This is a genomic window from Ruegeria sp. HKCCD3925 (assembly GCF_057221175.1).
In genome coordinates, this window is sequence record NZ_JBWVBI010000005.1 from 367,703 (window position 1) to 388,667 (window position 20,965).

Annotated in this window: 22 protein-coding genes; 11 read left to right on the forward strand and 11 right to left on the reverse strand. The window is 57.6% G+C overall.

Annotation, left to right across the window (positions count from 1 at the left end; all coding sequences use genetic code 11):
- Nucleotides 1-45: 45 nt before the first annotated feature.
- Entirely contained in the window at nucleotides 46-1,092 is a 1,047-nt protein-coding gene (locus AC2TEM_RS14590; RefSeq protein ID WP_039523195.1) for a rod shape-determining protein, read from the reverse strand.
- A gap of 154 nt (nucleotides 1,093-1,246) precedes the next feature.
- On the opposite strand from AC2TEM_RS14590, the gene AC2TEM_RS14595 reads away from it, so the two are divergent.
- On the forward strand, nucleotides 1,247-2,032 hold the full coding sequence (locus AC2TEM_RS14595; protein WP_170423791.1) for a 23S rRNA (adenine(2030)-N(6))-methyltransferase RlmJ: 786 nt from the start codon (nucleotides 1,247-1,249) through the stop codon (nucleotides 2,030-2,032).
- 172 nt (nucleotides 2,033-2,204) lie between these two features.
- On the opposite strand, the gene AC2TEM_RS14600 is transcribed toward AC2TEM_RS14595, so the two are convergent.
- Entirely contained in the window at nucleotides 2,205-3,776 is a 1,572-nt protein-coding gene (locus tag AC2TEM_RS14600) for a 2-isopropylmalate synthase (protein ID WP_170395900.1), read from the reverse strand.
- An 80-nt stretch (nucleotides 3,777-3,856) separates the two neighbouring features.
- Nucleotides 3,857-4,072: a hypothetical protein gene (locus AC2TEM_RS14605; RefSeq protein WP_480856274.1), complete on the reverse strand. Its 216-nt coding sequence runs from the start codon at nucleotides 4,070-4,072 to the stop codon at nucleotides 3,857-3,859.
- On the opposite strand from AC2TEM_RS14605, the gene AC2TEM_RS14610 reads away from it, so the two are divergent.
- Nucleotides 4,053-4,718, forward strand: a complete 666-nt coding sequence (locus tag AC2TEM_RS14610; protein WP_480790423.1) for an SDR family NAD(P)-dependent oxidoreductase — start codon at nucleotides 4,053-4,055, stop codon at nucleotides 4,716-4,718. The genes AC2TEM_RS14605 and AC2TEM_RS14610 overlap by 20 nt on opposite strands.
- A gap of 7 nt (nucleotides 4,719-4,725) precedes the next feature.
- Here AC2TEM_RS14610 and AC2TEM_RS14615 read toward each other — a convergent pair whose 3' ends face one another.
- Nucleotides 4,726-6,231 (reverse strand): 2-isopropylmalate synthase, encoded by a 1,506-nt coding sequence (locus AC2TEM_RS14615; RefSeq protein WP_170609150.1) that lies wholly within the window; start codon nucleotides 6,229-6,231, stop codon nucleotides 4,726-4,728.
- A 141-nt stretch (nucleotides 6,232-6,372) separates the two neighbouring features.
- Between AC2TEM_RS14615 and AC2TEM_RS14620 the strand changes: the two genes are divergently transcribed.
- From AC2TEM_RS14620 to AC2TEM_RS14630, 3 genes are all read left to right on the forward strand, one after another.
- Nucleotides 6,373-8,031 (forward strand): NAD+ synthase, encoded by a 1,659-nt coding sequence (locus AC2TEM_RS14620; protein WP_170818624.1) that lies wholly within the window; start codon nucleotides 6,373-6,375, stop codon nucleotides 8,029-8,031.
- Between the two features lie 218 nt (nucleotides 8,032-8,249).
- A complete protein-coding gene (locus tag AC2TEM_RS14625; RefSeq protein ID WP_170423801.1) occupies nucleotides 8,250-8,591 on the forward strand; it encodes a hypothetical protein in 342 nt (113 codons plus the stop codon).
- 149 nt (nucleotides 8,592-8,740) lie between these two features.
- The gene (locus tag AC2TEM_RS14630; RefSeq protein ID WP_170423803.1) at nucleotides 8,741-10,072 is read left to right on the forward strand and encodes an NAD(P)/FAD-dependent oxidoreductase; all 1,332 of its coding nucleotides are present in this window, start codon (nucleotides 8,741-8,743) and stop codon (nucleotides 10,070-10,072) included.
- 3 nt (nucleotides 10,073-10,075) lie between these two features.
- Here AC2TEM_RS14630 and AC2TEM_RS14635 read toward each other — a convergent pair whose 3' ends face one another.
- Nucleotides 10,076-11,008: an MBL fold metallo-hydrolase gene (locus AC2TEM_RS14635; protein WP_170423805.1), complete on the reverse strand. Its 933-nt coding sequence runs from the start codon at nucleotides 11,006-11,008 to the stop codon at nucleotides 10,076-10,078.
- A gap of 212 nt (nucleotides 11,009-11,220) precedes the next feature.
- Between AC2TEM_RS14635 and AC2TEM_RS14640 the strand changes: the two genes are divergently transcribed.
- Both AC2TEM_RS14640 and gltX read left to right on the forward strand, forming a co-directional pair.
- Complete coding sequence (locus AC2TEM_RS14640; RefSeq protein WP_480761717.1) at nucleotides 11,221-11,559, forward strand: DUF1801 domain-containing protein; 339 nt, start codon at nucleotides 11,221-11,223, stop codon at nucleotides 11,557-11,559.
- A gap of 60 nt (nucleotides 11,560-11,619) precedes the next feature.
- Complete coding sequence (gltX, locus tag AC2TEM_RS14645) at nucleotides 11,620-12,945, forward strand: glutamate--tRNA ligase (RefSeq protein ID WP_170423809.1); 1,326 nt, start codon at nucleotides 11,620-11,622, stop codon at nucleotides 12,943-12,945.
- Between the two features lie 15 nt (nucleotides 12,946-12,960).
- On the opposite strand, the gene AC2TEM_RS14650 is transcribed toward gltX, so the two are convergent.
- Nucleotides 12,961-13,572 (reverse strand): gamma-glutamylcyclotransferase family protein, encoded by a 612-nt coding sequence (locus tag AC2TEM_RS14650; protein ID WP_170423811.1) that lies wholly within the window; start codon nucleotides 13,570-13,572, stop codon nucleotides 12,961-12,963.
- Between the two features lie 94 nt (nucleotides 13,573-13,666).
- Between AC2TEM_RS14650 and AC2TEM_RS14655 the strand changes: the two genes are divergently transcribed.
- Complete coding sequence (locus AC2TEM_RS14655; protein ID WP_170423813.1) at nucleotides 13,667-14,113, forward strand: Rrf2 family transcriptional regulator; 447 nt, start codon at nucleotides 13,667-13,669, stop codon at nucleotides 14,111-14,113.
- 2 nt (nucleotides 14,114-14,115) lie between these two features.
- Here AC2TEM_RS14655 and AC2TEM_RS14660 read toward each other — a convergent pair whose 3' ends face one another.
- Together AC2TEM_RS14660 and AC2TEM_RS14665 are read right to left on the reverse strand one after the other, a co-directional pair.
- Nucleotides 14,116-16,644 (reverse strand): FtsX-like permease family protein, encoded by a 2,529-nt coding sequence (locus tag AC2TEM_RS14660; protein ID WP_170423815.1) that lies wholly within the window; start codon nucleotides 16,642-16,644, stop codon nucleotides 14,116-14,118.
- Nucleotides 16,641-17,336 carry an ATP-binding cassette domain-containing protein gene (locus AC2TEM_RS14665; protein WP_170395925.1) on the reverse strand — a complete coding sequence of 232 codons (696 nt, stop codon included), beginning with the start codon at nucleotides 17,334-17,336 and terminating at the stop codon, nucleotides 16,641-16,643. Before AC2TEM_RS14665 ends, AC2TEM_RS14660 begins: the two co-directional genes overlap by 4 nt.
- 69 nt (nucleotides 17,337-17,405) lie before the next feature.
- Between AC2TEM_RS14665 and AC2TEM_RS14670 the strand changes: the two genes are divergently transcribed.
- Complete coding sequence (locus AC2TEM_RS14670) at nucleotides 17,406-18,026, forward strand: arylesterase (protein WP_170423816.1); 621 nt, start codon at nucleotides 17,406-17,408, stop codon at nucleotides 18,024-18,026.
- A 9-nt stretch (nucleotides 18,027-18,035) separates the two neighbouring features.
- Nucleotides 18,036-18,650, forward strand: coding sequence for an SOS response-associated peptidase (locus tag AC2TEM_RS14675; RefSeq protein WP_170423818.1), 615 nt, complete (start codon nucleotides 18,036-18,038; stop codon nucleotides 18,648-18,650).
- Here the strand turns inward: AC2TEM_RS14675 and AC2TEM_RS14680 are convergent.
- A complete protein-coding gene (locus tag AC2TEM_RS14680; RefSeq protein WP_170395928.1) occupies nucleotides 18,647-19,201 on the reverse strand; it encodes a L,D-transpeptidase in 555 nt (184 codons plus the stop codon). The genes AC2TEM_RS14675 and AC2TEM_RS14680 overlap by 4 nt on opposite strands.
- A 167-nt stretch (nucleotides 19,202-19,368) precedes the next feature.
- Nucleotides 19,369-19,575 (reverse strand): cold-shock protein, encoded by a 207-nt coding sequence (locus AC2TEM_RS14685; RefSeq protein ID WP_010442474.1) that lies wholly within the window; start codon nucleotides 19,573-19,575, stop codon nucleotides 19,369-19,371.
- 327 nt (nucleotides 19,576-19,902) lie between these two features.
- Between AC2TEM_RS14685 and AC2TEM_RS14690 the strand changes: the two genes are divergently transcribed.
- The gene (locus AC2TEM_RS14690; protein ID WP_170423820.1) at nucleotides 19,903-20,430 is read left to right on the forward strand and encodes an REP-associated tyrosine transposase; all 528 of its coding nucleotides are present in this window, start codon (nucleotides 19,903-19,905) and stop codon (nucleotides 20,428-20,430) included.
- Nucleotides 20,431-20,515: 85 nt separating this feature from the next.
- On the opposite strand, the gene AC2TEM_RS14695 is transcribed toward AC2TEM_RS14690, so the two are convergent.
- Entirely contained in the window at nucleotides 20,516-20,962 is a 447-nt protein-coding gene (locus tag AC2TEM_RS14695; RefSeq protein WP_170423822.1) for a hypothetical protein, read from the reverse strand.
- Between the last annotated feature and the right edge of the window lie 3 nt (nucleotides 20,963-20,965).

The following is a 20,965-nucleotide window of genomic DNA, read 5'->3' on the forward strand; positions in this document are numbered from 1 at the left end:
CCGTGCTGCTCGCGTCCGTTTGTTACCCTTCAAAGGGTGCGCGCCTTAGCTTTCGTAGTCAATCGCGTGGCGCAGTTGTTTTTCGTATTCCAGCGCCTTGCCGGTGCCCAAAGCCACACAATTCAGGCTTTCATCAGCAATAGAAACTGCCAAACCGGTTTGCTCGCGCAGCGCCAGATCCAGATCACCCAGCAGCGCGCCGCCGCCGGTCAGCATCACGCCCCGGTCCACGATGTCCGCCGCTAGATCGGGCGGCGTGGTTTCCAGCGCGGTCATTACCGCCTCGCAAATCTGCTGCACGGGTTCAGACAGCGCTTCGGCCACCTGAGCCTGACTGATCTCGATTTCCTTCGGTACACCATTCAACAAGTCGCGCCCGCGAATATGCATCGACTGGCCACGCCCGTCGTCTGGCATCCGTGCGGTACCGATGGTGGTCTTGATCCGTTCCGCAGTTGATTCACCCACCAGCAGGTTCTGTTGACGCCGCAGGTACGAGATGATCGCCTCATCCATCCGGTCGCCACCAACGCGGACCGAGCGGGCATAGACGATATCGCCCAGCGACAGAACCGCGACCTCGGTGGTACCGCCGCCGATATCGACAACCATGTTGCCGGTCGGATCGGTTATCGGCATCCCCGCGCCAATCGCAGCCGCAATTGGTTCGGCAATCAGGCCCGCGCGGCGCGCGCCTGCGGACAGAACCGACTGGCGGATTGCGCGTTTTTCAACCGGGGTTGCGCCATGAGGGACGCAAACGATGATCTTGGGTTTCGAGAATGTCGAGCGTTTATGCACCTTGCGGATGAAATGCTTGATCATCTCTTCGGCGGTGTCGAAATCAGCGATGACGCCTTCACGCATCGGGCGGATCGCCTCGATCGAACCGGGCGTCCGGCCCAGCATCAGTTTGGCATCTTCGCCAACGGCCAGCACCTTCTTGACGCCATCCTTGACGTGATAGGCCACAACAGACGGTTCCGACAGGATGACACCGCGCCCTTTGACATAAACCAGCGTGTTTGCTGTCCCAAGGTCGATAGCCATGTCCGCTGTGAACAGGCCGCCCAGATTGCCAAAGATGCCCATATTTCCCTGATCCCGTTTGTCAGAATTTCCACTGCCCGCGACTCGACGGTTCCGGGACGGATGCCTTATAGGGTGCCAACTCGCCCGGTTAAAGGGCTGATTCCGCGACAATCAGCACCTTTCCGCCTTATTGATGGGGACTTTAGAAGGCATAATGCTCTCATATCAACACATTTACCACGCTGGAAATCTGGCTGATGTGCAAAAGCACGCTTTATTGGCGTGGACGCTGCGTTATTTGACCCAAAAGGACAAACCCCTCAGCTATATCGAAACGCACTCCGGGCGTGGACTATATCACCTTGACGCGGCTGAGGCGGTTCGAACGGGTGAAGCTGTCGCCGGGATCGGGCGCGTCAGGCGCGAAGGTTGGTTTGATTCCGATCATCCAATGGCGCGGGTGCTGGATACCATACAGGCCAGTCACGGCGTGCAAGCGTATCCCGGTTCACCTCTGATTGCGGCCAACCTGTTGCGAAAACAGGATAGCCTGCATTTCGCCGAGCTGCATCCGCAGGAACATACGGCACTTTCACTGGCGCTGTCGCCTTTCGGGGCGAAGGTCTATCGGCAGGATGGGATTGAGTTGGCCCAATCATTGCTGCCTCCGACCCCGAGGCGGGGCATGATGCTGATCGATCCCAGTTATGAAGTGAAAGCCGAGTATGACCGTTTGCCTGGGGTGATCGCGAAGCTGCACCGCAAATGGAATGTGGGAGTGATCGCACTTTGGTATCCAATCCTGACGGATGCACGTCACAAGGCTATGATTTCGTCTCTGAAATCCGCTGGATATCCCAAAACGATTTGCCATGAGGTCACGTTCCCTCCGGCGCGGGAAGGTCATCGCATGGTCGGATCAGGTATGTTCATGTTGAATGCACCCTTCGGGATCGAAGACGAAACGCGCCGCTTGTCGGAGCTGTTCGCTCAGCTTTGAAAAGCAAGAATTACACAGGGAAAGCTCCCGCTCCGTTTGCCTGCATCAAAGATGCCGTCAAACGCGTTGGGCCCGGCAGCGCGCCAGTGGCGCGCTGCCGGGCCCAAAACCCAAGAAGGGTCGGCGAAGCCGGGCCGCCGCGGGTGCGGGAGCCATTCGCCTTACCCTTCGATCAGGTCAGGTCTTTGTAGCTGATCTCGCGTGTATCTGCCCCCGGACCGGCCTTTTCACGACGCATGATCAGGCGGTTCAGCGCGTGGATATAGGCTTTGGCCGACGCAACCACCGTATCGGTATTTGCAGACTGACCGGTGGCGATCATACCATCCTCTTCAAGACGGACCGAAACCGTGGCTTGCGCGTCGGTGCCTTCGGTTACCGCATGCACCTGATACAGTTGCAGCCGCGCAGTGTTGGGATAGATCGCCCGGATCGCCCGGAAGGTTGCGTCGACTGGGCCGTCACCGTTTTCCGTGGCGATCCTGTCTGCACCCTCTACTTCCAGCTCGACCGTCGCTTCGGCCTGACCTCCGGTACCGCAGGTCACTTTCATCGACACCAGTTGCAGGTGATCGTCCGCTTCGTCGTCGACGCTCATTAACGCGATGAGGTCATCGTCAAAGACTTCTTTCTTGCGGTCGGCCAGATCCTTGAAGCGCACAAAAATGTCTTTGAGCTGGTTGTCACCAACCTCATACCCCAGCGTTTCGAGCTTATCGCGCAGCGCAGCGCGGCCCGAATGCTTGCCCAGCGGCAAAGAGGTGCCAGAGAGCCCAATGTCTTCAGGGCGCATGATCTCGAAGTTTTCGCGGTTCTTCAGCATGCCATCCTGATGGATGCCGCTTTCATGGGCAAATGCGTTCTTTCCAACGATGGCCTTGTTGAACTGCACCGGAAATCCGGCCACGGTCGCGACCCGGCGCGAAATATGCATGATCTTGGTGGTGTCGATGCCAGTATGCCACGGCATGATGTCGTTGCGTGTGCGCAACGCCATCACAACTTCTTCCAGCGCGGTGTTGCCTGCGCGTTCACCCAACCCGTTTATGGTGCATTCGATCTGACGCGCACCACCTGCGACCGCTGCCAGAGAGTTCGCTGTCGCCATGCCAAGGTCGTTGTGGCAGTGGGTGGCAAAGATTACCTCATCCGCGCCGGGAACCGTCTCGATCAGGCGCTTGATCAGATCTGCAGACTCGACCGGGGCAGTATAACCGACAGTATCGGGGATATTGATCGTGGTGGCGCCAGCCTTGATTGCAATCTCGATCACACGGCACAGATAATCCCATTCGGTCCGGGTCGCATCCATCGGCGACCACTGCACGTTTTCGCAAAGGTTGCGCGCGTGGCTGACCGTTTCGTGGATCTTGTCGGCCATCTCGTCTTGCGTCAGATTTGGTATCGCCCGGTGCAGCGGAGAGGTTCCGATAAAGGTGTGGATCCGGTTCTTCTCGGCGTGTTTCACCGCCTCCCAACACCGATCGATATCGGCGAAATTGGCGCGGGCCAGACCACAGATGCGGCTGTTCTTCGAGCGCTCGGCAATCTCGGACACCGCTTTGAAGTCGCCTTCCGATGCAATGGGGAATCCGGCTTCGATGATGTCGACGCCCATCTCATCCAGAAGCTCGGCAATTTCGAGCTTTTCGTTATGGGTCATGGTCGCGCCGGGGCTCTGCTCGCCGTCGCGCAAGGTGGTGTCGAAGATCACGACGCGGTCTTGGTCGGTCACGTTTGTCATGGGGTTCTCTTTCTTCTTCTGTCCTAAAGCCTCTTGGCGCGCGGGCGTCCTCCTCTGAGCGGGCGCGCCGGATGGCACGCTCAGAGGCGGATTAGGATCAGTAGACCACGCAGCAACGCGCCGCTGAGTGCGGCGTTTGCAAAAGCGATATCTGCGCGGTTGATCATGGGGATCAGCTTATACAGGGCGCGCGGCGAATGAAAAGCGGGAAATTTAAGGGGGAACAAAATTGACGGTGGAGTTGAAGCGATGAAGCTTTCGGCTAACTTCTCGTGCATGAAAACTGCATTAATCATCGGAGCTTCTGGCGGTATCGGGCGCGCTTTGAATGACCACCTGACAACGGATGGTGTCAAAGTCATCCGACTGGCCAGATCAACGGATGGGTTTGACCTGACCGACCCGGATGGCGCAGAGCGTATGCTGGCGTCCCTTTCTGATCCGTTTGATCTGATCCTGGTAGCCTCAGGGGCGCTTGAGATTAACGGTATGGGTCCGGAAAAATCTATGCGCACCTTGTCGGCGAAGGCGATGATGGACCAGTTTGCACTGAACGCAGTTGGCCCGGCCTTGGTGTTGAAGCACGTGCACCGCCTGCTGCCACGCGACCGCAGATCGGTGATCGCCGTGCTGTCGGCCCGGGTTGGTTCAATCGGGGACAACCGGCTGGGTGGGTGGGTCAGTTATCGTGCGGCCAAGGCGGCTGTGAATCAGATAGTACATACGGCTGCCATCGAATTGGCGCGCACGCACAAACAGGCCATATGTGTCGCTTTGCACCCCGGAACAGTCAAAACGGCCTTTACCGAAAAGTACCTTGCCCGCCACCCGGCTGTTGAACCCAATGAGGCCGCAGCCAATCTGCTGTCCGTCATCAATGGACTCACCCCCGCTGACTCGGGCAGTTTTTACGATTGGGCTGGCAAACGCGTGCCTTGGTAGGGCTGATTTAGCCGTCGTTTATATCCGGGTCTGTCGCGTCAGGGGCGGGCGCGTCGGGGCTAGAGTCTGGCTCAGTGGTTTCAGCACCCGCAGCGGGGGTTTCGGGGGCAGTCTCTGTTTCGGTCGCCAGCGTGTCATTTTCCCAGACGCCGGTCTCAACCTCGCCGCCCGCGAAACGCATCGTGCCGTCACCATGGCGTTTGTTTTCCAGGAAATTGCCCTCATAGACATCCCCGGTCTCATAGGTGGCGGTTCCAAAGCCAGTGATCTTGCCGTCGGCCCAGTCGCCTGTGTAGCTGTATCCGCCCGGTCGGGTCAGTGTTCCCTTGCCGTGACGCTTGCCATTCAGAAAATCGCCTTCGTAAATGATCCCGTCCGGAAACGTAGCCTTGCCCTTCCCCTGTCGGACGCCGTCTACCCAATCGCCATCATAGCGATAGCCATTTGCAAAGGTCAGAATACCTTTGCCGTCGAAGCGGGCGTTTTTGAACTGGCCCGTATAAGCCGTTCCGTTGGGATAGGTTGCCGTGCCGGTGCCCTCAAAAATCCCGGCGATCCAGTTGCCGTCGTAAACTGATCCGTCGGGGTATGTCGTTTGCCCCTTGCCATGAGGCAGGTCATCTAGAAAGTCGCCGATATAGACCGAACCATCGGGATAGAGCATCTCACCCAGGCCCTCAATCTGGCCCTTTTGCCAGGCACCTGTGTACGCAAACCCGTCGCTGCCCTTGTAGGTGCCCTGACCATGGCGCTGGTCGTCAGCATAGTCGCCTTCATAGGTCGCACCGTTGGCGTATATGGACTTGCCTTTGCCCTGTCGGCGATTTTCGACCATTTCGCCTTCGTAGACATCTCCGTTGGGTTGAACCAAACGGCCTGTTCCGGCCATCTGGTCGTTGGCCCAGGACCCAGCATAAGTCATGCCGTCGACCCAGACTTGACTACCCTGACCATGCCGTTGCCCGCCATTCAAGTCGCCCTCATAGGTACTTCCATCGGCGTAGGTGATCTTGGCGCTGCCGGTTTTCTGGCCGTTTACCCAGTCGCCCTCATAAACCGAGCCATCCGGGCCGGTCAGCACGCCGTGACCGTGATATCTGGCGTCCTTGAAGCCGCCCTCGTATCGCGAGCCGTTGGAATATGTCGCGATACCGGTACCGTTTATCGTGCCGTTGGCCCACTCGCCCTCATAGGACTGGCCATCAGAATAGACGATTTTGCCGCGCCCTTCTGGTTGGCCCTTGGTGAATGTCCCTTCATAGACAGAGCCATTGGCGTAGCGCGCGGTGCCTTGTCCTTGAATCTCGCCCTCGACCCATTGACCGGAATATTCAAAACCGTTCGGCAGGCGGTAAGTGCCGGTGCCATGGCGCAGCCCGTTTTCGAACGTGCCCTCGTAGACACCTCCGACATCATCATCAGCGATGACAATCTGACCGTCCTGTTGGGCGATCGCAAAAGACGCCAGCATTGTAAGCGTTGCAGCGGTAAGGGATGTGCGGATCGCTTTCATTTTTGTACCTGCCTGCGGTGTTTGTGTTGGCGCAAAACTAAGATACCGCCGAGGGCAGAGCAACGGCTTTTGGCGCATTTGCCTTTCACTCGCGGTGTGATCTGCTAAATCCCTGAAAGACATGAGGGCAAGAGGGCAAAAATGGCCGATCGTTTCCGCATCACTCTGGCGCAATTGAACCCAACGGTTGGGGATATCGACGGTAATGCCGCCAAGGCTGCTGCAGCCTGGCAGCAAGGGCGCGCAGCGCAGGCTGATCTTGTGGCGCTGCCCGAGATGTTCATAACCGGCTACAATACCCAGGATCTGGTGATGAAGCCCGCGTTTCATCGGGCCGCGATGAATGCGGTGCAGGCGTTGGCTGAAGACTGTGCCGACGGCCCGGCGTTGGCCATCGGCGGTCCTTGGGTTGAAGATGGGAAGCTTTATAACGCCTACCTGATCCTCAAAGGTGGGCGGATTGTCAGCAAAGTTCTTAAACATCATTTGCCCAATGAAACCGTCTTTGATGAAGTCCGTCTTTATGATGCGGGTCCTATGGGCGGCCCTTATGCCGTTGGAAATGTCCGTATCGGTAGCCCGATTTGCGAGGATGGCTGGCACGAGGATGTCGCCGAGACACTGGAAGAAACCGGGGCTGAGTTTCTGCTGATCCCCAACGGCTCGCCCTATTTTCGAAACAAATACGATATCCGGTTGAACCACATGGTGGCTCGCACGGTCGAAACGGGTCTGCCGGTAATCTACCTGAACATGGTCGGCGGGCAGGATGATCAGGTTTTCGACGGTGCTACGTTTGGATTGAACCCGGGTGGAGAGCTTGCGTTCCGCATGCCCGTCTTCGATGAGGCCGTCAGCCATATCGATCTGTCGCGCCAAGATGACGGATGGCGTATTGTGGCTGGTGAAGTCGTGCCGCAACCCGACGAATGGGAGCAGGACTATCGCGCGATGGTGCAATCTCTGCGCGATTACATGGGCAAGACGGGGTTTGGCAAAGCTGTGCTGGGGTTGTCGGGTGGTGTCGACTCGGCGCTGGTGGCCGCAATAGCCGTGGATGCCATCGGGGCGGAAAATGTACGCTGCGTAATGCTGCCTTCGGAATATACAAGCCAAAGTTCTTTGGATGATGCCGAAGCCGTCGCCAAGGCGCTGGGCGTGCACTACGACTTTGTGCCGATCTCTGAGGGACGCGCAGCGGTAACCAACACTTTGGCTCCGCTTTTTGCGGGGCTGAATGAGGACCTGACCGAAGAAAATGTCCAGTCTCGCCTGCGCGGTCTTCTGCTAATGGCGATCTCGAACAAGTTTGGCGAGATGCTGCTGACCACCGGCAACAAGTCCGAGGTCGCAGTCGGCTACGCCACTATCTATGGTGACATGAACGGTGGCTATAACCCGATCAAGGATCTGTACAAAACCCGCGTGTTCGAGACCTGCCGCTGGCGCAACGCCAATCATCGCGATTGGATGATGGGTCCCGAGGGTGAGGTCATACGCCCTTCGGTGATCGACAAGCCGCCAAGTGCTGAATTGCGTGAAGATCAGAAAGACAGCGACAGCCTGCCGGACTACCCCGTTCTCGATGCGATTCTTGATATCTTGGTAGATCAGGATGGCTCAATCGCCGACTGCGTTGCAGCCGGATTTGATGAGGCCGAGGCCCGGCGGGTCGAACATCTGATTTACATTAGTGAATACAAGCGCTTCCAGTCCGCGCCTGGCACACGGTTGTCGCCGCGGGCCTTCTGGCTGGATCGCCGCTATCCGATTGTAAATCGCTGGCGGGATAGAACGTAAGCACCGCTCTGGTTGAAGAATTTACCATTGTTTCGAAAGTGCATGGTAATGCGGATTTCTGCTGCAGTTTGTTTATCCATTTCAGCCAGTTGTGCGGTGAAAAGACTATGTTTCGCTTGTACGCGCGTCCTTTTTTTGCCACATTTACGACAGGGGTTCGCCTCATATGGGGCGGATGTGACGCAATCCGGTAGGTTGGCCTGCCATTTTCAGAGCCGATGACCGGGATTGTGGAACTGGGAAAAGGCATCCGTGTTTGGGATGTCAGTAAAGGTATTGGTGGTCAAATGACGAATGGATACGATAAGCCGCTTCATTCTCCGTTGCAGTTGAAGCCCATGGAATCAGCGCCGCGCAAGTTGGATGAACAGGCGCTGGATGCTGCGATTGCAGACATTATGAGCCAGGAAGAGCCGACGCCCGACGCGTTGGCAGGCCCGGTTCCGTTGCGATCGGAATTTCCGGTGTTGCAGCCACAGGAATCGCTTGCATCTAAGTCCGATCCCAAGCTCAGCACGGTACTGCGCCAGAAATGGGCGCAACTTTCCGGGGCGGCGTAATCTGAGCGCATCTGCGCGGCGTAATTCGCCGCGCATTGGCCAATTGGCCACAGGTTCCGGGAATTGCCCGGGACCAACCGTTTTCTACATTGCCAGTGAAATCGCCTTCAGGCTGGATGTCGCTCCGATGAACGAGCACCGAGCGGTTAATGCCAGGCCCCACACCGACACCCGTCGAATCTGATCTTACACTTCCCAAACACGTAGATGTTGTCGTCATAGGTGGTGGAATCATCGGGGCTTCGGCAGCCTTCGAGCTTGCTGAGCGAGGTGCTTCCGTTTTGTTGTGCGAGAAGGGCCGGATTGCGGGCGAGCAAAGCTCGCGCAATTGGGGCTGGGTGCGCCTTGGGACACGTGATCCGCGCGAGATCCCCCTGATGCAAGAGGCGCTTCGAATCTGGCAAGGGCTGGATGCGCGATTGGGACGCGCCACAGGCTATGTTCAATCAGGAATCGTGTTTGGCGCATCTGGCGCACGAGACGATGAAAACCTGACGCGATGGCTGGACCATGTTGAAGGGCTGCAAACAGGTGCTCGCATGGTATCCGGCCCTGAACTGGACGGGTTGCTGTCGGATAACAGTATGAAACTGCGCTCAGCGCTTTACATGCCGCAGGACGGGCGAGCCGAGCCGCAATGGGCGGCCCCCGCATTCGCCGAGGCGGCGCGCGACCGTGGGGCCGCGATCATGACGCAATGCGCGGTGCGAAGTGTCGATGTTGCTGCTGGCCGGATCGCAGGTGTTTTCACCGAACGCGGCCGCGTAAGGTGTAGTCAAGTCGTACTTGCAGGCGGAGCCTGGTCTCGGCTGTTTGCGGGGAACGCTGGAATCACTCTGCCACAGCTCAAAGTGCTCAATACGGTCATGCGGACCTCTCCGGTTGCAGCAGGGCCAGAGGTGTCGCTTTGGAGTGATGATTTTGCCATTCGAAAGCGCTCGGACGGGGGATACACCATAGCTTCGGGTCACGAGAATACAGTGGATATCGTTCCTGACAGTTTCCGACTCGGTTTGCAGTTTCTGCCCGCATTCCGGCAAGAGTGGCGGTCCTTAAGGTTTCGCTTTTCGAGACGCTGGATGGTCGAGGCGAATGAGGATCGAAGCTGGCTGCCGACCGATGTGACACCGTTTGAACATTGCCGAGTACTCGACCCGGAACCTTCCCAGAAAGTGTTGCGAAGGGCGTGGGCCAACGCCCGCAAGGCGTTGCCTGCGCTTGATAGTGCGGAGATCGTGCAAAGCTGGGCCGGCCTGATCGATGTGACCCCGGATGCGATCCCGGTCATCTCGAAAGTGGACGCGGTGCAGGGCCTGCATATTGCGACCGGTTTCTCTGGCCACGGTTTTGGCATCGGTCCTGCCGCCGGTCGATTAGTGGCGGACCTTGTTACGGAAAGCACGCCTTGCGTTGATCCGACCGCCTTTCGCCTGTCCCGTTTCACCGATGGGGCAAAAGTGCGGCCGGATGCTGGTTTTTAGCCTCTAACCCATCATTTGATAGCTGACCGGCACGAACCGGAACCCGTTGCCACGGGATTCGACATACCCAGCGGCCGGGAAAGGCATGTGATAGCCGATCATAGGCACTTTGTCCGCAGCCAGCATGCCCAGCACATTCCTGCGCGATTCCGTTGCAGCGGCTTTGTCCATGTCGAATCGCACTTCCCATTCAGGATGTGCAAAGGACCAGACATAGTGATTTGCTAGATCCGCCGTCAGGACCAGACGCTGACCGTTGCTTTCTAGGTGATAGACCATATGGCCCGGAGTATGCCCAAACGCTGCCATACCGGTGACGCCGGATGCGACTTCACCACCATCCCCGATAAAGGTCATCTTCTCTGCCATCGGGGTGACTTTGGCTGCAACCATATCACCCACTCGGTTGCCCGCGTCTTGCGCTGACCAAAAGTCGTATTCGGGTGCTGCTGTTACATAACGCGCATTGGCAAAAGTCGCGGCATCATTGGTTGTCATACCACCGATATGATCGGGATGCATGTGGGTAATGACCACCACATCGATCTGATCAGGCGTTACGCCGGCGTCGGCCAACGCGGCCTGAATTCCACCTTGGCCAAGCCCAGTATCAAACAGGATCATCTCGGACCCCGTATTAACCAGCGTTGGTGTGAAGAAGAACTGCGCAACATCTGGCGAGATGAAGTTGTCAGCCGATACACGGGCGAAATCTTCATCCGAGGCGCCGCCGCCGAAAATGTCTTGCGCACCATCACGAGGCAGGCTGCCATCCAACAAGGTGGTGACGGTGAAATCGCCCAGTTGAAACGATTTTGCTATTGTAGAGTTGGCTTTGGTCTCGGTACCTGCGGCCAGAACAGGCGAAGTAGCTGCCGCAAGCGGCAGAGCCGCAACCGTTCCAAGCGCCGCCCGGCGAGTCAATCTGATGGTCATGGTCGTTCTCCCTGTCAGAGCATGTTTGACTGAATTAGGTCAGTCTGGGCCTGTGGCCATACTATGGCACTGTTATATGGGCTGCGTGGTTGAACATTACGTGTTAATTTTTGTTCATGCCGCGATCTGCGAATAAAACCATACCCACCGAGCAAAACGTTGCTGATTTTCTGGCGAGTATTCAGCCGACCCGCAAGGCGGAGGAGGCGCACGTGCTGGACAGGCTGTTTCGTGAAACCACAGGTTATGCGCCAGTAATGTGGGGGCCGTCGATCATTGGCTATGGTCGATATCATTATCGCTATGCGTCAGGGCGCGAGGGCGACTTTCTCGCAACTGGGTTCTCTCCGCGCAAGGCGGCGCATTCCATCTATATCATGCCCGGGTATGCTGACTTCGGAGATATCTTATCAAGACTGGGCAAGCACAAGCTGGGTAAATCCTGCCTCTATATGAATAAGCTACCGGATATCGATCTCGACGTGCTTCGTGAACTCATCAAAGCCGGGCTCGAACGCTTAGATGGCATTTGGCCGGTTGAACCGACCTGAAAGCCCCTGCTGGACAAAAACGCGCCCATGTGAGATGAGCCGCGCCAACAGGAGACTTCCATGACCACGACCCGTTTTGCCCCGTCGCCCACCGGTTACATCCATGTGGGCAACCTGCGCACCGCCCTGATGAACTATCTGATCGCCCGCAAAGCTGGCGGTACGTTCATTCTGCGCATTGATGACACCGATCCCGAGCGGTCGAAGGAAGAATATGTCGACGCGATCAAGCAGGATCTGGAGTGGTTGGGCCTGCATTGGGACCAGGTTGAGCGACAGTCGGAGCGTCTGGACCGCTACGCCGAGGCCGCCGACAAGCTGCGCGAGATGGGCCGGTTCTACGAGGCGTTCGAGACGCCCACCGAGCTCGACCTCAAGCGCAAGAAGCAACTGAACATGGGCAAGCCGCCGGTCTATGACCGTGCAGCGCTGAACCTCAGCGATGCCGAGAAAGAAGCCCTGCGCGTTGAGCGTGGCAATGGCGTCTGGCGGTTCAAACTGAACCACGAGCGTATCGAATGGAACGATGGCATTTTGGGCGACATCTCGATCGATGCAGCTTCAGTATCCGACCCGGTGCTGATCCGGGGCGATGGTCAGGTTCTCTATACGATTGCCTCTGTGGTCGATGACACCGAGATGGGCGTAACCGATGTCGTGCGCGGCTCGGACCATGTCACCAACACCGCAACGCAGATTCAGATCATCGAGGCCTTGGGCGGGACCTGTCCGCGTTTTGCGCACCACTCGTTGCTGACTGGCCCGCAGGGAGAGGCGTTGTCGAAACGCTTGGGCACTCTGGCCTTGCGCGATCTGCGAGAGCAGGGTGTGCAGTCAATGGCCTTACTGAGCCTGATGGCGCGTCTGGGGTCGTCAGATCCGGTTGAGCTGCGCTCGGATATGGCAGAGTTGATCGACGGCTTTGATGTTACACGCTTCGGTGCAGCCCCAACCAAGTTCGACGTGCAGGACCTGTTCCCGCTGACTGCGAAGCATCTACAATCGCTGCCGCTGACCGATGTGGCCGATGCCGTTGCTGAAGCAGGTGTCCCTGCTGAACTGGCCGAGCCTTTCTGGACCATGGCGCGCGAAAACATCACCACGCTGAGCGATCTCGAGGGATGGTGGGAATTGTGCCGTGATGGGGCCGAACCCCTGATCGCTGACGAGGACCGTGAGTTCATCGCTCAGGCTGTCTCGTTGCTGCCCGAAGGCCCATTCGATGGGGAAACTTGGGGCACATGGACCAAGGCCGTGAAAGAGGCTACAGGCCGCAAGGGCAAAGGCCTGTTCATGCCGCTGCGCAAAGCGCTGACGGGGATGGAGCGCGGGCCCGAAATGGCGACCTTGCTGCCGCTGTTGCAGGTGATCCGCGCTCGCGGCTGACTTCAGGGTCAGTGCTTAGAATACGAAGGAGGCAGGTAAATCACCTGCCTTTCTTTGTTCTCCGGGTCGCAAAACTTGCGCCGAAACGCGTTGCAGGCGGTCATCCACGAATTCGGTCTCGGCCTGCTTCAATTGTTGGTGACGGGGATAACGGGGCTCGGCGCGGTCGTTCAAAATCGGAGCATCCCAACCATCGGTTGTTGCAAAGAAGCGATCGGCGCCCTCTGGTCCAAAAGCCCGCAGATACCCTTGCACGACAACATCAATATAGCTGAGCAATAGGGGATGGTGATTGCAGGGCGCGGTGTGTCGAGCATGCGGGACTGCGTAGACAGCGATTTCCACCTCTTGCGTCAGAGTGTGCGTGACCGACCGTGTGGCTGGAACGCGGTCATAGGCCCATTCTCTTTCATCCAACGCGGCCCAGTCGTTTTTAGGAACATGGGCGATCATACCATCGATCTCGGAATCAGCATCCGGCACAGCGGTCAAAAACGCCACCGGGCGCAGATCCGTGTGCCGCCATGCGCGTCGCCAACCTTTCAGTCGCGCTGGGCGCGGGTCGGGGAAATCATGCGTCGACAGGTTCACGAGGCTGCCATAGCCGAAGAAATAAGGGTCTGCCATGCGGGTCGCGTCCTTCTTTGACGATTGATGTATGTCAAACAGTCTTTTTACGAGACATGCAATAAAGCTTCACCTTGAGATTCGGGAGGCCCTAATGCGGATTACCAAACGGACGAATATCGCGGTGCGTGTTTTGATGTATTGCGCCGCACATCAGGAACGGCTGGTCACGAAGGCCGAGATCGCCGATGTCTGTAATATTTCAGAAAACCATCTGGCACAGGTGATCAACCAACTGAGCCAGCTAGACTATCTCAGCACACAACGCGGCCGCAATGGTGGCATGACGCTGGCGCGCCCGGCGGATCAGATCCGGGTCGGGTCCGTGTTTCGCCATGTCGAAGGCGGATTGCCGATTGCCGAGTGTTTTGCGGATGCTGACAACACCTGCCCACTGACCGATGCCTGCCGCCTCCGGTTGGCGCTGCGGGATGCGGCTGAGGTGTTTTATGCGTCGCTGGACGAAATCACGCTCGATGCGTTGGTGTGCGACAATGACCAATTGCTGAAAATATTGCAGCCTGTCGCTTGTATGCGCTGAACTCAGTCGCTGGCGCGCAGTATGCGCGCAGGGCGTACTGAAAGTGGGCGCAGGGCAAAGACCATCCCCGCGCCTAAGGTAACGCCAACACCGGCGATGACGATCCCAAGCGCGGATGGCCAGATGACCGCGAACTCTGTGTCGAATATATAAGTAGCCACGGCCCAACCGCCCAGAATTCCGGTCAGCAAAGCAACGCAACCTGCGGCTGCTCCCAAAAGGATTGCCCGCAGGGCAAAGCTGCGCAATATGCGCCCACGGTTGGCACCCAGAGTCTTGAGGATCGCTGCCTCGTACCTACGCGCCGGTTCGCCCGCTGCCGCCGCACCGATCAACACTAAAAACCCGGTCAACAGAGAAACCCCTGCGCCATATGACGTGGCTGCCGCAAGCCCTGCCAGCAGGCCTGATACCCGGTCGATGGCGTCTCTGACCCGGACTGCCGTGATGTTGGGGAATTGACCGGCCAAATCACGCAGAATGGCGGCCTCGGCCTGTTCTTCGGCATAGACGGTAGCGATGAAGCTATGCGGGGCACCAGCCAAGGCAGAGGGGTTCATCGACATGACAAAACCCATTCCTGCAGTGGAGAAATCAACTTCGCGCAGCGATGTGAGTTCAGCTGTGATATCGCGGCCCAGGATATTAACGGTCAGCTCATCGCCCAGTTTCAGGCCCATCTCGTCGGCCTCTTCTGCGGCAAAGCTGACTTGCGGTGGGCCGCTGTAGTCCTCTGGCCACCAAACCCCGTCAGTCACGCGGGCATTCCGTGGGGGGCGGGCAGAGTAGGTTACGCCCCGGTCGCCGTCCAGAACCCAGTGATCGCCTGCAATCTCGTGCGCGGGTCGCCCATTGATTTTGGTAATGATCCCACGCAGCATCGGAGCGCTTTCTACCCGACTGACGGCAGGGTCAGTGTCGAGACGTTCGCTGAACCCGGGCATCTGATCCTTCTGGATATCGACGAAGAAATACGAGGGTGCGACCTCGGGCAAGTTGCCCGAAATCGCATTGCGTAGCGTGCCGTCGATCTGCCCCACCGCCGCAAGGACCGAAAGGCCGAGCCCAAGGGACAGGACCACCGATGCTGCGCCTTCGCGTGGGTCAGAGATGGCGGACAACGCCCACCGCAGGGCTGGACGCCCTCTGGCCCAAGGAGCGCCCGCGCGGGCCAATTTGCGAATGGCAAAGGCAGAAAGGGTCAGCAAAGTGAGCGCCCCCGCCAGACCTGCGCTTGTCCAGAGGGTCAACCGGGTTGAACCGCTGAACCAAGCGGCGGCTCCGATCAGTACGGCCAGGCCAATTGCAGTCGCAATTACATAAATCAAGCGCGGGAAGCTGCTTGCCGAAGTCAGCGCATCCCGGAACAATGTTGCCGCACGCACCTCCTCGGTTCTGGCCAGAGGCCAAAGCGTAAACAGGAACGCGGTTAGCACACCATAAAGTGCGGCCTCGAACAGGGGCTGCGGATATAGCGAGAATACAGCAGGGATCGGCAGTTGGGTTTCGATAACCGGTGCCAGCAGCATTGGAAGCGCCGCGCCCAGGGTCAAACCCATGACGATACCAACGCCTGAAAGAACGGCGACCTGGATCATGTATGTCTGAAAGATTGTGGCCCGATCAGCGCCCAAAGTCCGCAATGTCGCAATGGTTTCCGTTTTCTGGGACAGATAGGCGCGCACGGCAGCCGATACGCCGATCCCCCCAACCGCCAATCCGGATAGACCAACCAGCACCAGAAACGCGCTGAGGCGCCCTACAAACTCGGATATCCCCGGTGCACCATTGCGGGCATCAGTCCAGCGCATGCCGGTTCCCTCGAAGGCCTGCCTGGCCTGCTGCGACAGCGCCTCCAACTCGGCGGTTTGCGGCAAGTTCATCCTGTATTTGGTGGAAAACAAAGTACCCGGAGCCAGCAGGCCCGATGATTGCAAATCCTCGGTTCGAACCAAGGTGCGCGGTCCCAGCGAGAACCCATCTGCCGCACCATCCGGTTCGTGTTCCAGCGAGGCCATCAAAACGAACCTCTGCGTACCGAGATCAAATTGGTCCCCAATCGCAAGATTCAGGCGGTCAATCAGGGACGGAGCCATCACGGCGCCGGGCAGCCCATCGGCGCCCGCCAAGGCCTCGGGCAAAGAAACTGCGGGTTCCAGAGCCACCGATCCCAACAACGGATAGGCCCCGTCCACGGCCTTCACCTGAGTTAACGCCCGTTGCGCGCCTGCGCCATCACCCGTGACGGCCATGGACCTGAAATCGACGACCTCCGACACTGCTTGCGCGGTGTCCGCCATCCAGTCACGTTCCTCATCGTTTGCAAAGCGATAGGTGAACTCCAGCTGGGCATCGCCGCCTAAGAGCGACGCGCCCTCTTGTTGCAATCCGGTCTGAATGGCTTGGCGCACCATGCCAACCGCAGCAATTGCTGCAACACCCAAAGCCAGGCAGGCCAGAAACACCCGAAACCCGCGCAACCCACCGCGCAGTTCGCGCCGGGCCAGGCGACCGGCCAGTCGCAGGCTCATTCGGCGGCCTCACGCTGGGATTCCTCGGCGATACGCCCATCGCGCAAGCGCACAACGCGGTCGCATTTCTGAGCCAGTGTATGGCTGTGCGTGACCAGAACCAGAGTTGCCCCGTGACGGTCCCGCAGTCCGAATAACAGATCAATGATTGCTGAACCGTTGGTTTCATCCAGATTTCCCGTTGGTTCATCCGCCAGTAATATATGCGGGCGCGGGGCCGAAGCGCGGGCCAGCGCCACACGCTGTTGCTCGCCGCCTGACAACTGCGCCGGGTAGTGATCGATACGATGTGAAAGGCCCACGGCCTCCAACTCGGCCGCGGCGCGCTGGAATGCATCTTTGTGTCCCGCGAGTTCTAACGGGGTCGCCACGTTCTCAAGCGCGGTCATCGTCGGAATCAAGTGGAAATTCTGAAACACTACGCCCATGGCATCTCTTCTGAACCGTGCCAGCGCATCCTCGCTCATTTTCGTCAAATCTTGGCCCAATGCGGTAACGCGTCCACCAGTTGCCTGTTCTAAGCCGCCCATTAGCATCAGTAGCGAAGACTTTCCGGAACCAGAGGGACCGATCAGCCCCAGAGTTTCACCCTTGCTCACAGTCAAAGTGATGTCGTGCAGGATATCCACTCTTCCGGCATTGCCATCCAGCGATAATGCGGCATCTTGGAGGGTGAGAACGGGTGTCGTCATCGATCAGGCCATCAAGAGGGGTACAGTCCATTGGGATATGGCGCGATACAGAAGCTGCGCAAGGGTTTGATGTCAGGCGTGTTCATCTGTTGCGGATTTGCCGCGACGGCTGAGCCGGTGGTGATTGCGGCGCTCGGAGATTCCCTGACACAAGGATATGGACTTCCGCAACAAGACGGGTTTGTGCCGCAACTGCAACGCTGGTTGCAGGAGGAAGGGGCGGATATTCAGCTTATCAACGCCGGTGTTTCCGGGGATACGACCGCAGGAGGAGCCTCCCGCGTTGATTGGACTCTGACGCCAGAGGTCGATGGCATGATTGTAGCCCTCGGCGGCAATGATCTGTTACGCGGTATCGATCCGGATGTGTCGCGCGCCAATCTTGAGGCAATCCTGAACACCGCTGAAGCTGCGAATGTCGAAGTTCTGCTGATCGGCATGCAAGCCCCCGGGAACTATGGGACGGATTACAAGCAAAGTTTCGATGCCATGTATCCGGAACTGGCGCAGCAGTATGGCGCGATCTATGCGGAAAGCTTCTTTGACGGGCTCACGACCGAGGGCGATCCTGCAGTCGCGCGCCAGTTCATGCAATCTGATGGCATCCATCCAAATGCCCAAGGCGTTGCGCTGATCGTTGACGCGCTAGGACCTTTTGTACTGGCTTTAGCGGAGCGCGCTGCCGATTAGGAGGGTCCTATGCCAGGCCGGTTTTTTCTCACACGACCAATTGGCGAGATTGCTAAGTTCCTGAACGTGAAAGATAACGTAGGGCCTCAACCCCCGCGCAGGAACATTCAACCGGGTCAGGAGGTGACGGTATTGACCGGTGAAGGCTTGAAGATGATGCGTTGGGGGATGATCCCGGTCGGCAGGGTCAATGCGCGCGGACGTCCGGTGATGGAGACCATTATCAACGCTCGCTCTGAAACGGTTTTTGACAAAAGCGCATTCGAAGGTGTTGGGCGCGCAGTTATACCAGTTGATGGCTGGTACGAGTGGACCGGAGAGAAACGGCGCAAAACTGCATGGCGTATCGCAGCGAAGGATGGCATTCCGCTATTATTTGCTGCAATTACGGATTGTTGGGAGGCCCCTGGTGGGCAGCGTGTGGATCAGGTCGCCGCAGTCACCTGCGAGCCAAATGCCGATGTAAAGCCGATCCACCACCGTATGGGTGTGTTGCTGGGGTCGCAGGATGTGGATTGCTGGTTACATGGATCCGAAGAAGAGGCGCAGAAGCTGATGCGCCCATGGCCAGAAGGTCGCCTGAGGATTGAACAAGCCGACGATGTGGATTGGTCGGCGGCTTAGACCACGGTCACCACGGTTCCAATCGGCACCCGGTTGTACAGATCGATTACATGCTCATTCAGCATCCGTATGCAGCCGTTCGAGGCCGCGCGACCGATGGTTTGCGGTTGTGTGGTGCCATGGATGCGGAAATAGGTGTCGACTCCGTTTTGGAACAGATACAAAGCGCGCGCGCCCAGTGGATTATCGCTCCCTCCCGGTTGGACATAGTCGTTGTCCTTAAACCGACCATAGGCCACCGGGTCGCGTTCGATCATCTCATCGGTCGGTCGCCAGGTGGGCCATTCCTTCTTGACGTCGATAGTTGCGGTTCCTGTAAACTCCAGTCCGGCTTTGCCGACGCCGCAGCCATAGCGGATCGCTTTGCGGGGTTCGGTTATGTAATAAAGGTAGAAGGAACGGGGAACGACCAGCAGTTGACCGGGTAGGAATTGCTTTTTGACCCGCACGAATTGTGGCGTGGGATCATACTCGACCGCTTTCTTGGCGCTGACAACGCCCGGAAGCAGGCTGACGGCAGTACCGGCCAGAAATACGCGGCGTGTGAACATGGTGACATCCCTCAAATGACCAAAGAAATCATAACGCTAGTTTTGAAATGATAGCGGATTTGGTCAATCACCGGGGAGGAATAACCCGATTGTGATGTATTCCCTATGCCACACACGGGGCGCGGGCATAGCGGAGAGGGCGGGAAAAATCCCGCCCTTTGAATGGCTTAGGCCAGTTCGATATTGTCGGCGCTTTCGCGGCCGTCACGACCAGCGCGCAGCTCGTACGTGACCTTCTGGTTGTCGGCCAGACCGGTGAGGCCCGAACGCTCGACAGCCGAGATGTGTACGAAGATGTCTTTGCCGCCATCTTCAGGTGCGATAAAGCCGTAGCCTTTGGTGGTGTTGAACCATTTTACGGTGCCTGCGGGCATATCCGTTGTCTCCTGTTTAGTGCTGCCCACGTGGATGCGGCAGCCCGGCGTCGTTGTCTGGATCGATAGACTGAGCGCCGTAGAAGGAGACTGCAGGTCGAAATAGAAAAACGTAAGCCTCATGGATATGGCATCGGTCAGGCGGTGTGGCAAGGGCGGATTGTACGGTTTGTACAGGGGTTTGAGGGGCAATCGTCCGACTTGCACAAGAATCCGCCGATGGTTTTGGTTATTAGTTAGCGGAGCTTTGATAAGGTCCGGTTATTTATCTGGCGCGTCGGAGTGGCATTCAGAATCCGTTAACCCTCGTCATGATCAAGTTACAGCATGAACGATTATCGACACGTCCGCGTTCCCGGAGCCAAGTATTTTTTCACCGTGTCTTTGGCCGACCGGTCGTCGGATTTGCTGGTGCGTGAGGTAGCGCATCTGCGGGCGGCCTTTGCAGCAACGCAGATAGAGCGGCCGTTCTGGTGCGATGCGTTTGTTGTATTGCCGGATCACCTGCACGCGGTTTGGACCTTGCCGCCGGGGGATGCGGATTATTCGACGCGGTGGCGGTTAATCAAAAGCCGATTTGTGCGTGCCGTCGGAGAATTCGGTCCGCGAAGCGAGTCCAAGGTTGTCAAACAGGAACGCGGGATTTGGCAACGCCGGTTTTGGGAGCACACCATTCGGGACGAACGAGATTACCGCAATCATGTGGTTTATTGTTGGGGCAATCCGGTCAAACATGGGTTGGTGGAGCATCCAACCGATTGGCCGTATTCGTCGATTTATCGTGATATCCGCGCAGGCCGGGTTGATCCGGAATGGAGTGGCGTTGTCACCGAAGGAGCGTTTGGGGAAGCGTAGGATGGGTGATTTCACCCATCAATTTATGTGGTGGGATATTGGAGAATTGAGGAGTGATGGGTGCGAGCACCCACCCTACACTTGCTTATTCGTAGAGTTCAGCAATCTTGCCTTGGTCTAAGTATTGGGCGAATCCAGTTAGGTACTCATTAACAGCTCTGTCTTGTGCCAGTTCAAGTGCTGCGATTCTCCCGAAAGCTTCAAATGCATTTTCCATCGCAAGTTGGCCTTCTTGTTTTAGCGCTGCGCGAGTTTCTTCGTTACAGTGTTCTAGAAGCAGTTTTGAAAAAACATCAGCTACATTACTCTGCACCTCCTCGCCGAAGCCCTGTTGCGCTGTAATAACTGGTGCAACGTCAGGGTGTTTCGAATAGCCGAGAACCATCCATCGAACCAATTCAATTCGATCTTGACCGGTGCTCTGCTTAACAAGACAATCAGCCATCTTCTCGGTCGCCGGTCCCGCTGAGACGTTGCTACCAGTCGCTATCAATGCGATTACGCTCACAACCCGTGAAAATCCTATAAGCATCTT

Coding starts and splice junctions, on each gene's coding strand:
- AC2TEM_RS14590 (WP_039523195.1), bottom strand. CDS start 1,092: ATGGGCATCTTTGGCAATCTGGGCGGCCTGTTCACAGCGGACATGGCT.
- AC2TEM_RS14595 (WP_170423791.1), top strand. CDS start 1,247: ATGCTCTCATATCAACACATTTACCACGCTGGAAATCTGGCTGATGTG.
- AC2TEM_RS14600 (WP_170395900.1), bottom strand. CDS start 3,776: ATGACAAACGTGACCGACCAAGACCGCGTCGTGATCTTCGACACCACC.
- AC2TEM_RS14610 (WP_480790423.1), top strand. CDS start 4,053: ATGAAAACTGCATTAATCATCGGAGCTTCTGGCGGTATCGGGCGCGCT.
- AC2TEM_RS14605 (WP_480856274.1), bottom strand. CDS start 4,072: ATGATTAATGCAGTTTTCATGCACGAGAAGTTAGCCGAAAGCTTCATC.
- AC2TEM_RS14615 (WP_170609150.1), bottom strand. CDS start 6,231: ATGAAAGCGATCCGCACATCCCTTACCGCTGCAACGCTTACAATGCTG.
- AC2TEM_RS14620 (WP_170818624.1), top strand. CDS start 6,373: ATGGCCGATCGTTTCCGCATCACTCTGGCGCAATTGAACCCAACGGTT.
- AC2TEM_RS14625 (WP_170423801.1), top strand. CDS start 8,250: ATGACCGGGATTGTGGAACTGGGAAAAGGCATCCGTGTTTGGGATGTC.
- AC2TEM_RS14630 (WP_170423803.1), top strand. CDS start 8,741: ATGCCAGGCCCCACACCGACACCCGTCGAATCTGATCTTACACTTCCC.
- AC2TEM_RS14635 (WP_170423805.1), bottom strand. CDS start 11,008: ATGACCATCAGATTGACTCGCCGGGCGGCGCTTGGAACGGTTGCGGCT.
- gltX (WP_170423809.1), top strand. CDS start 11,620: ATGACCACGACCCGTTTTGCCCCGTCGCCCACCGGTTACATCCATGTG.
- AC2TEM_RS14650 (WP_170423811.1), bottom strand. CDS start 13,572: ATGGCAGACCCTTATTTCTTCGGCTATGGCAGCCTCGTGAACCTGTCG.
- AC2TEM_RS14655 (WP_170423813.1), top strand. CDS start 13,667: ATGCGGATTACCAAACGGACGAATATCGCGGTGCGTGTTTTGATGTAT.
- AC2TEM_RS14660 (WP_170423815.1), bottom strand. CDS start 16,644: ATGAGCCTGCGACTGGCCGGTCGCCTGGCCCGGCGCGAACTGCGCGGT.
- AC2TEM_RS14665 (WP_170395925.1), bottom strand. CDS start 17,336: ATGACGACACCCGTTCTCACCCTCCAAGATGCCGCATTATCGCTGGAT.
- AC2TEM_RS14670 (WP_170423816.1), top strand. CDS start 17,406: ATGTCAGGCGTGTTCATCTGTTGCGGATTTGCCGCGACGGCTGAGCCG.
- AC2TEM_RS14675 (WP_170423818.1), top strand. CDS start 18,036: ATGCCAGGCCGGTTTTTTCTCACACGACCAATTGGCGAGATTGCTAAG.
- AC2TEM_RS14680 (WP_170395928.1), bottom strand. CDS start 19,201: ATGTTCACACGCCGCGTATTTCTGGCCGGTACTGCCGTCAGCCTGCTT.
- AC2TEM_RS14685 (WP_010442474.1), bottom strand. CDS start 19,575: ATGCCCGCAGGCACCGTAAAATGGTTCAACACCACCAAAGGCTACGGC.
- AC2TEM_RS14690 (WP_170423820.1), top strand. CDS start 19,903: ATGAACGATTATCGACACGTCCGCGTTCCCGGAGCCAAGTATTTTTTC.
- AC2TEM_RS14695 (WP_170423822.1), bottom strand. CDS start 20,962: ATGCTTATAGGATTTTCACGGGTTGTGAGCGTAATCGCATTGATAGCG.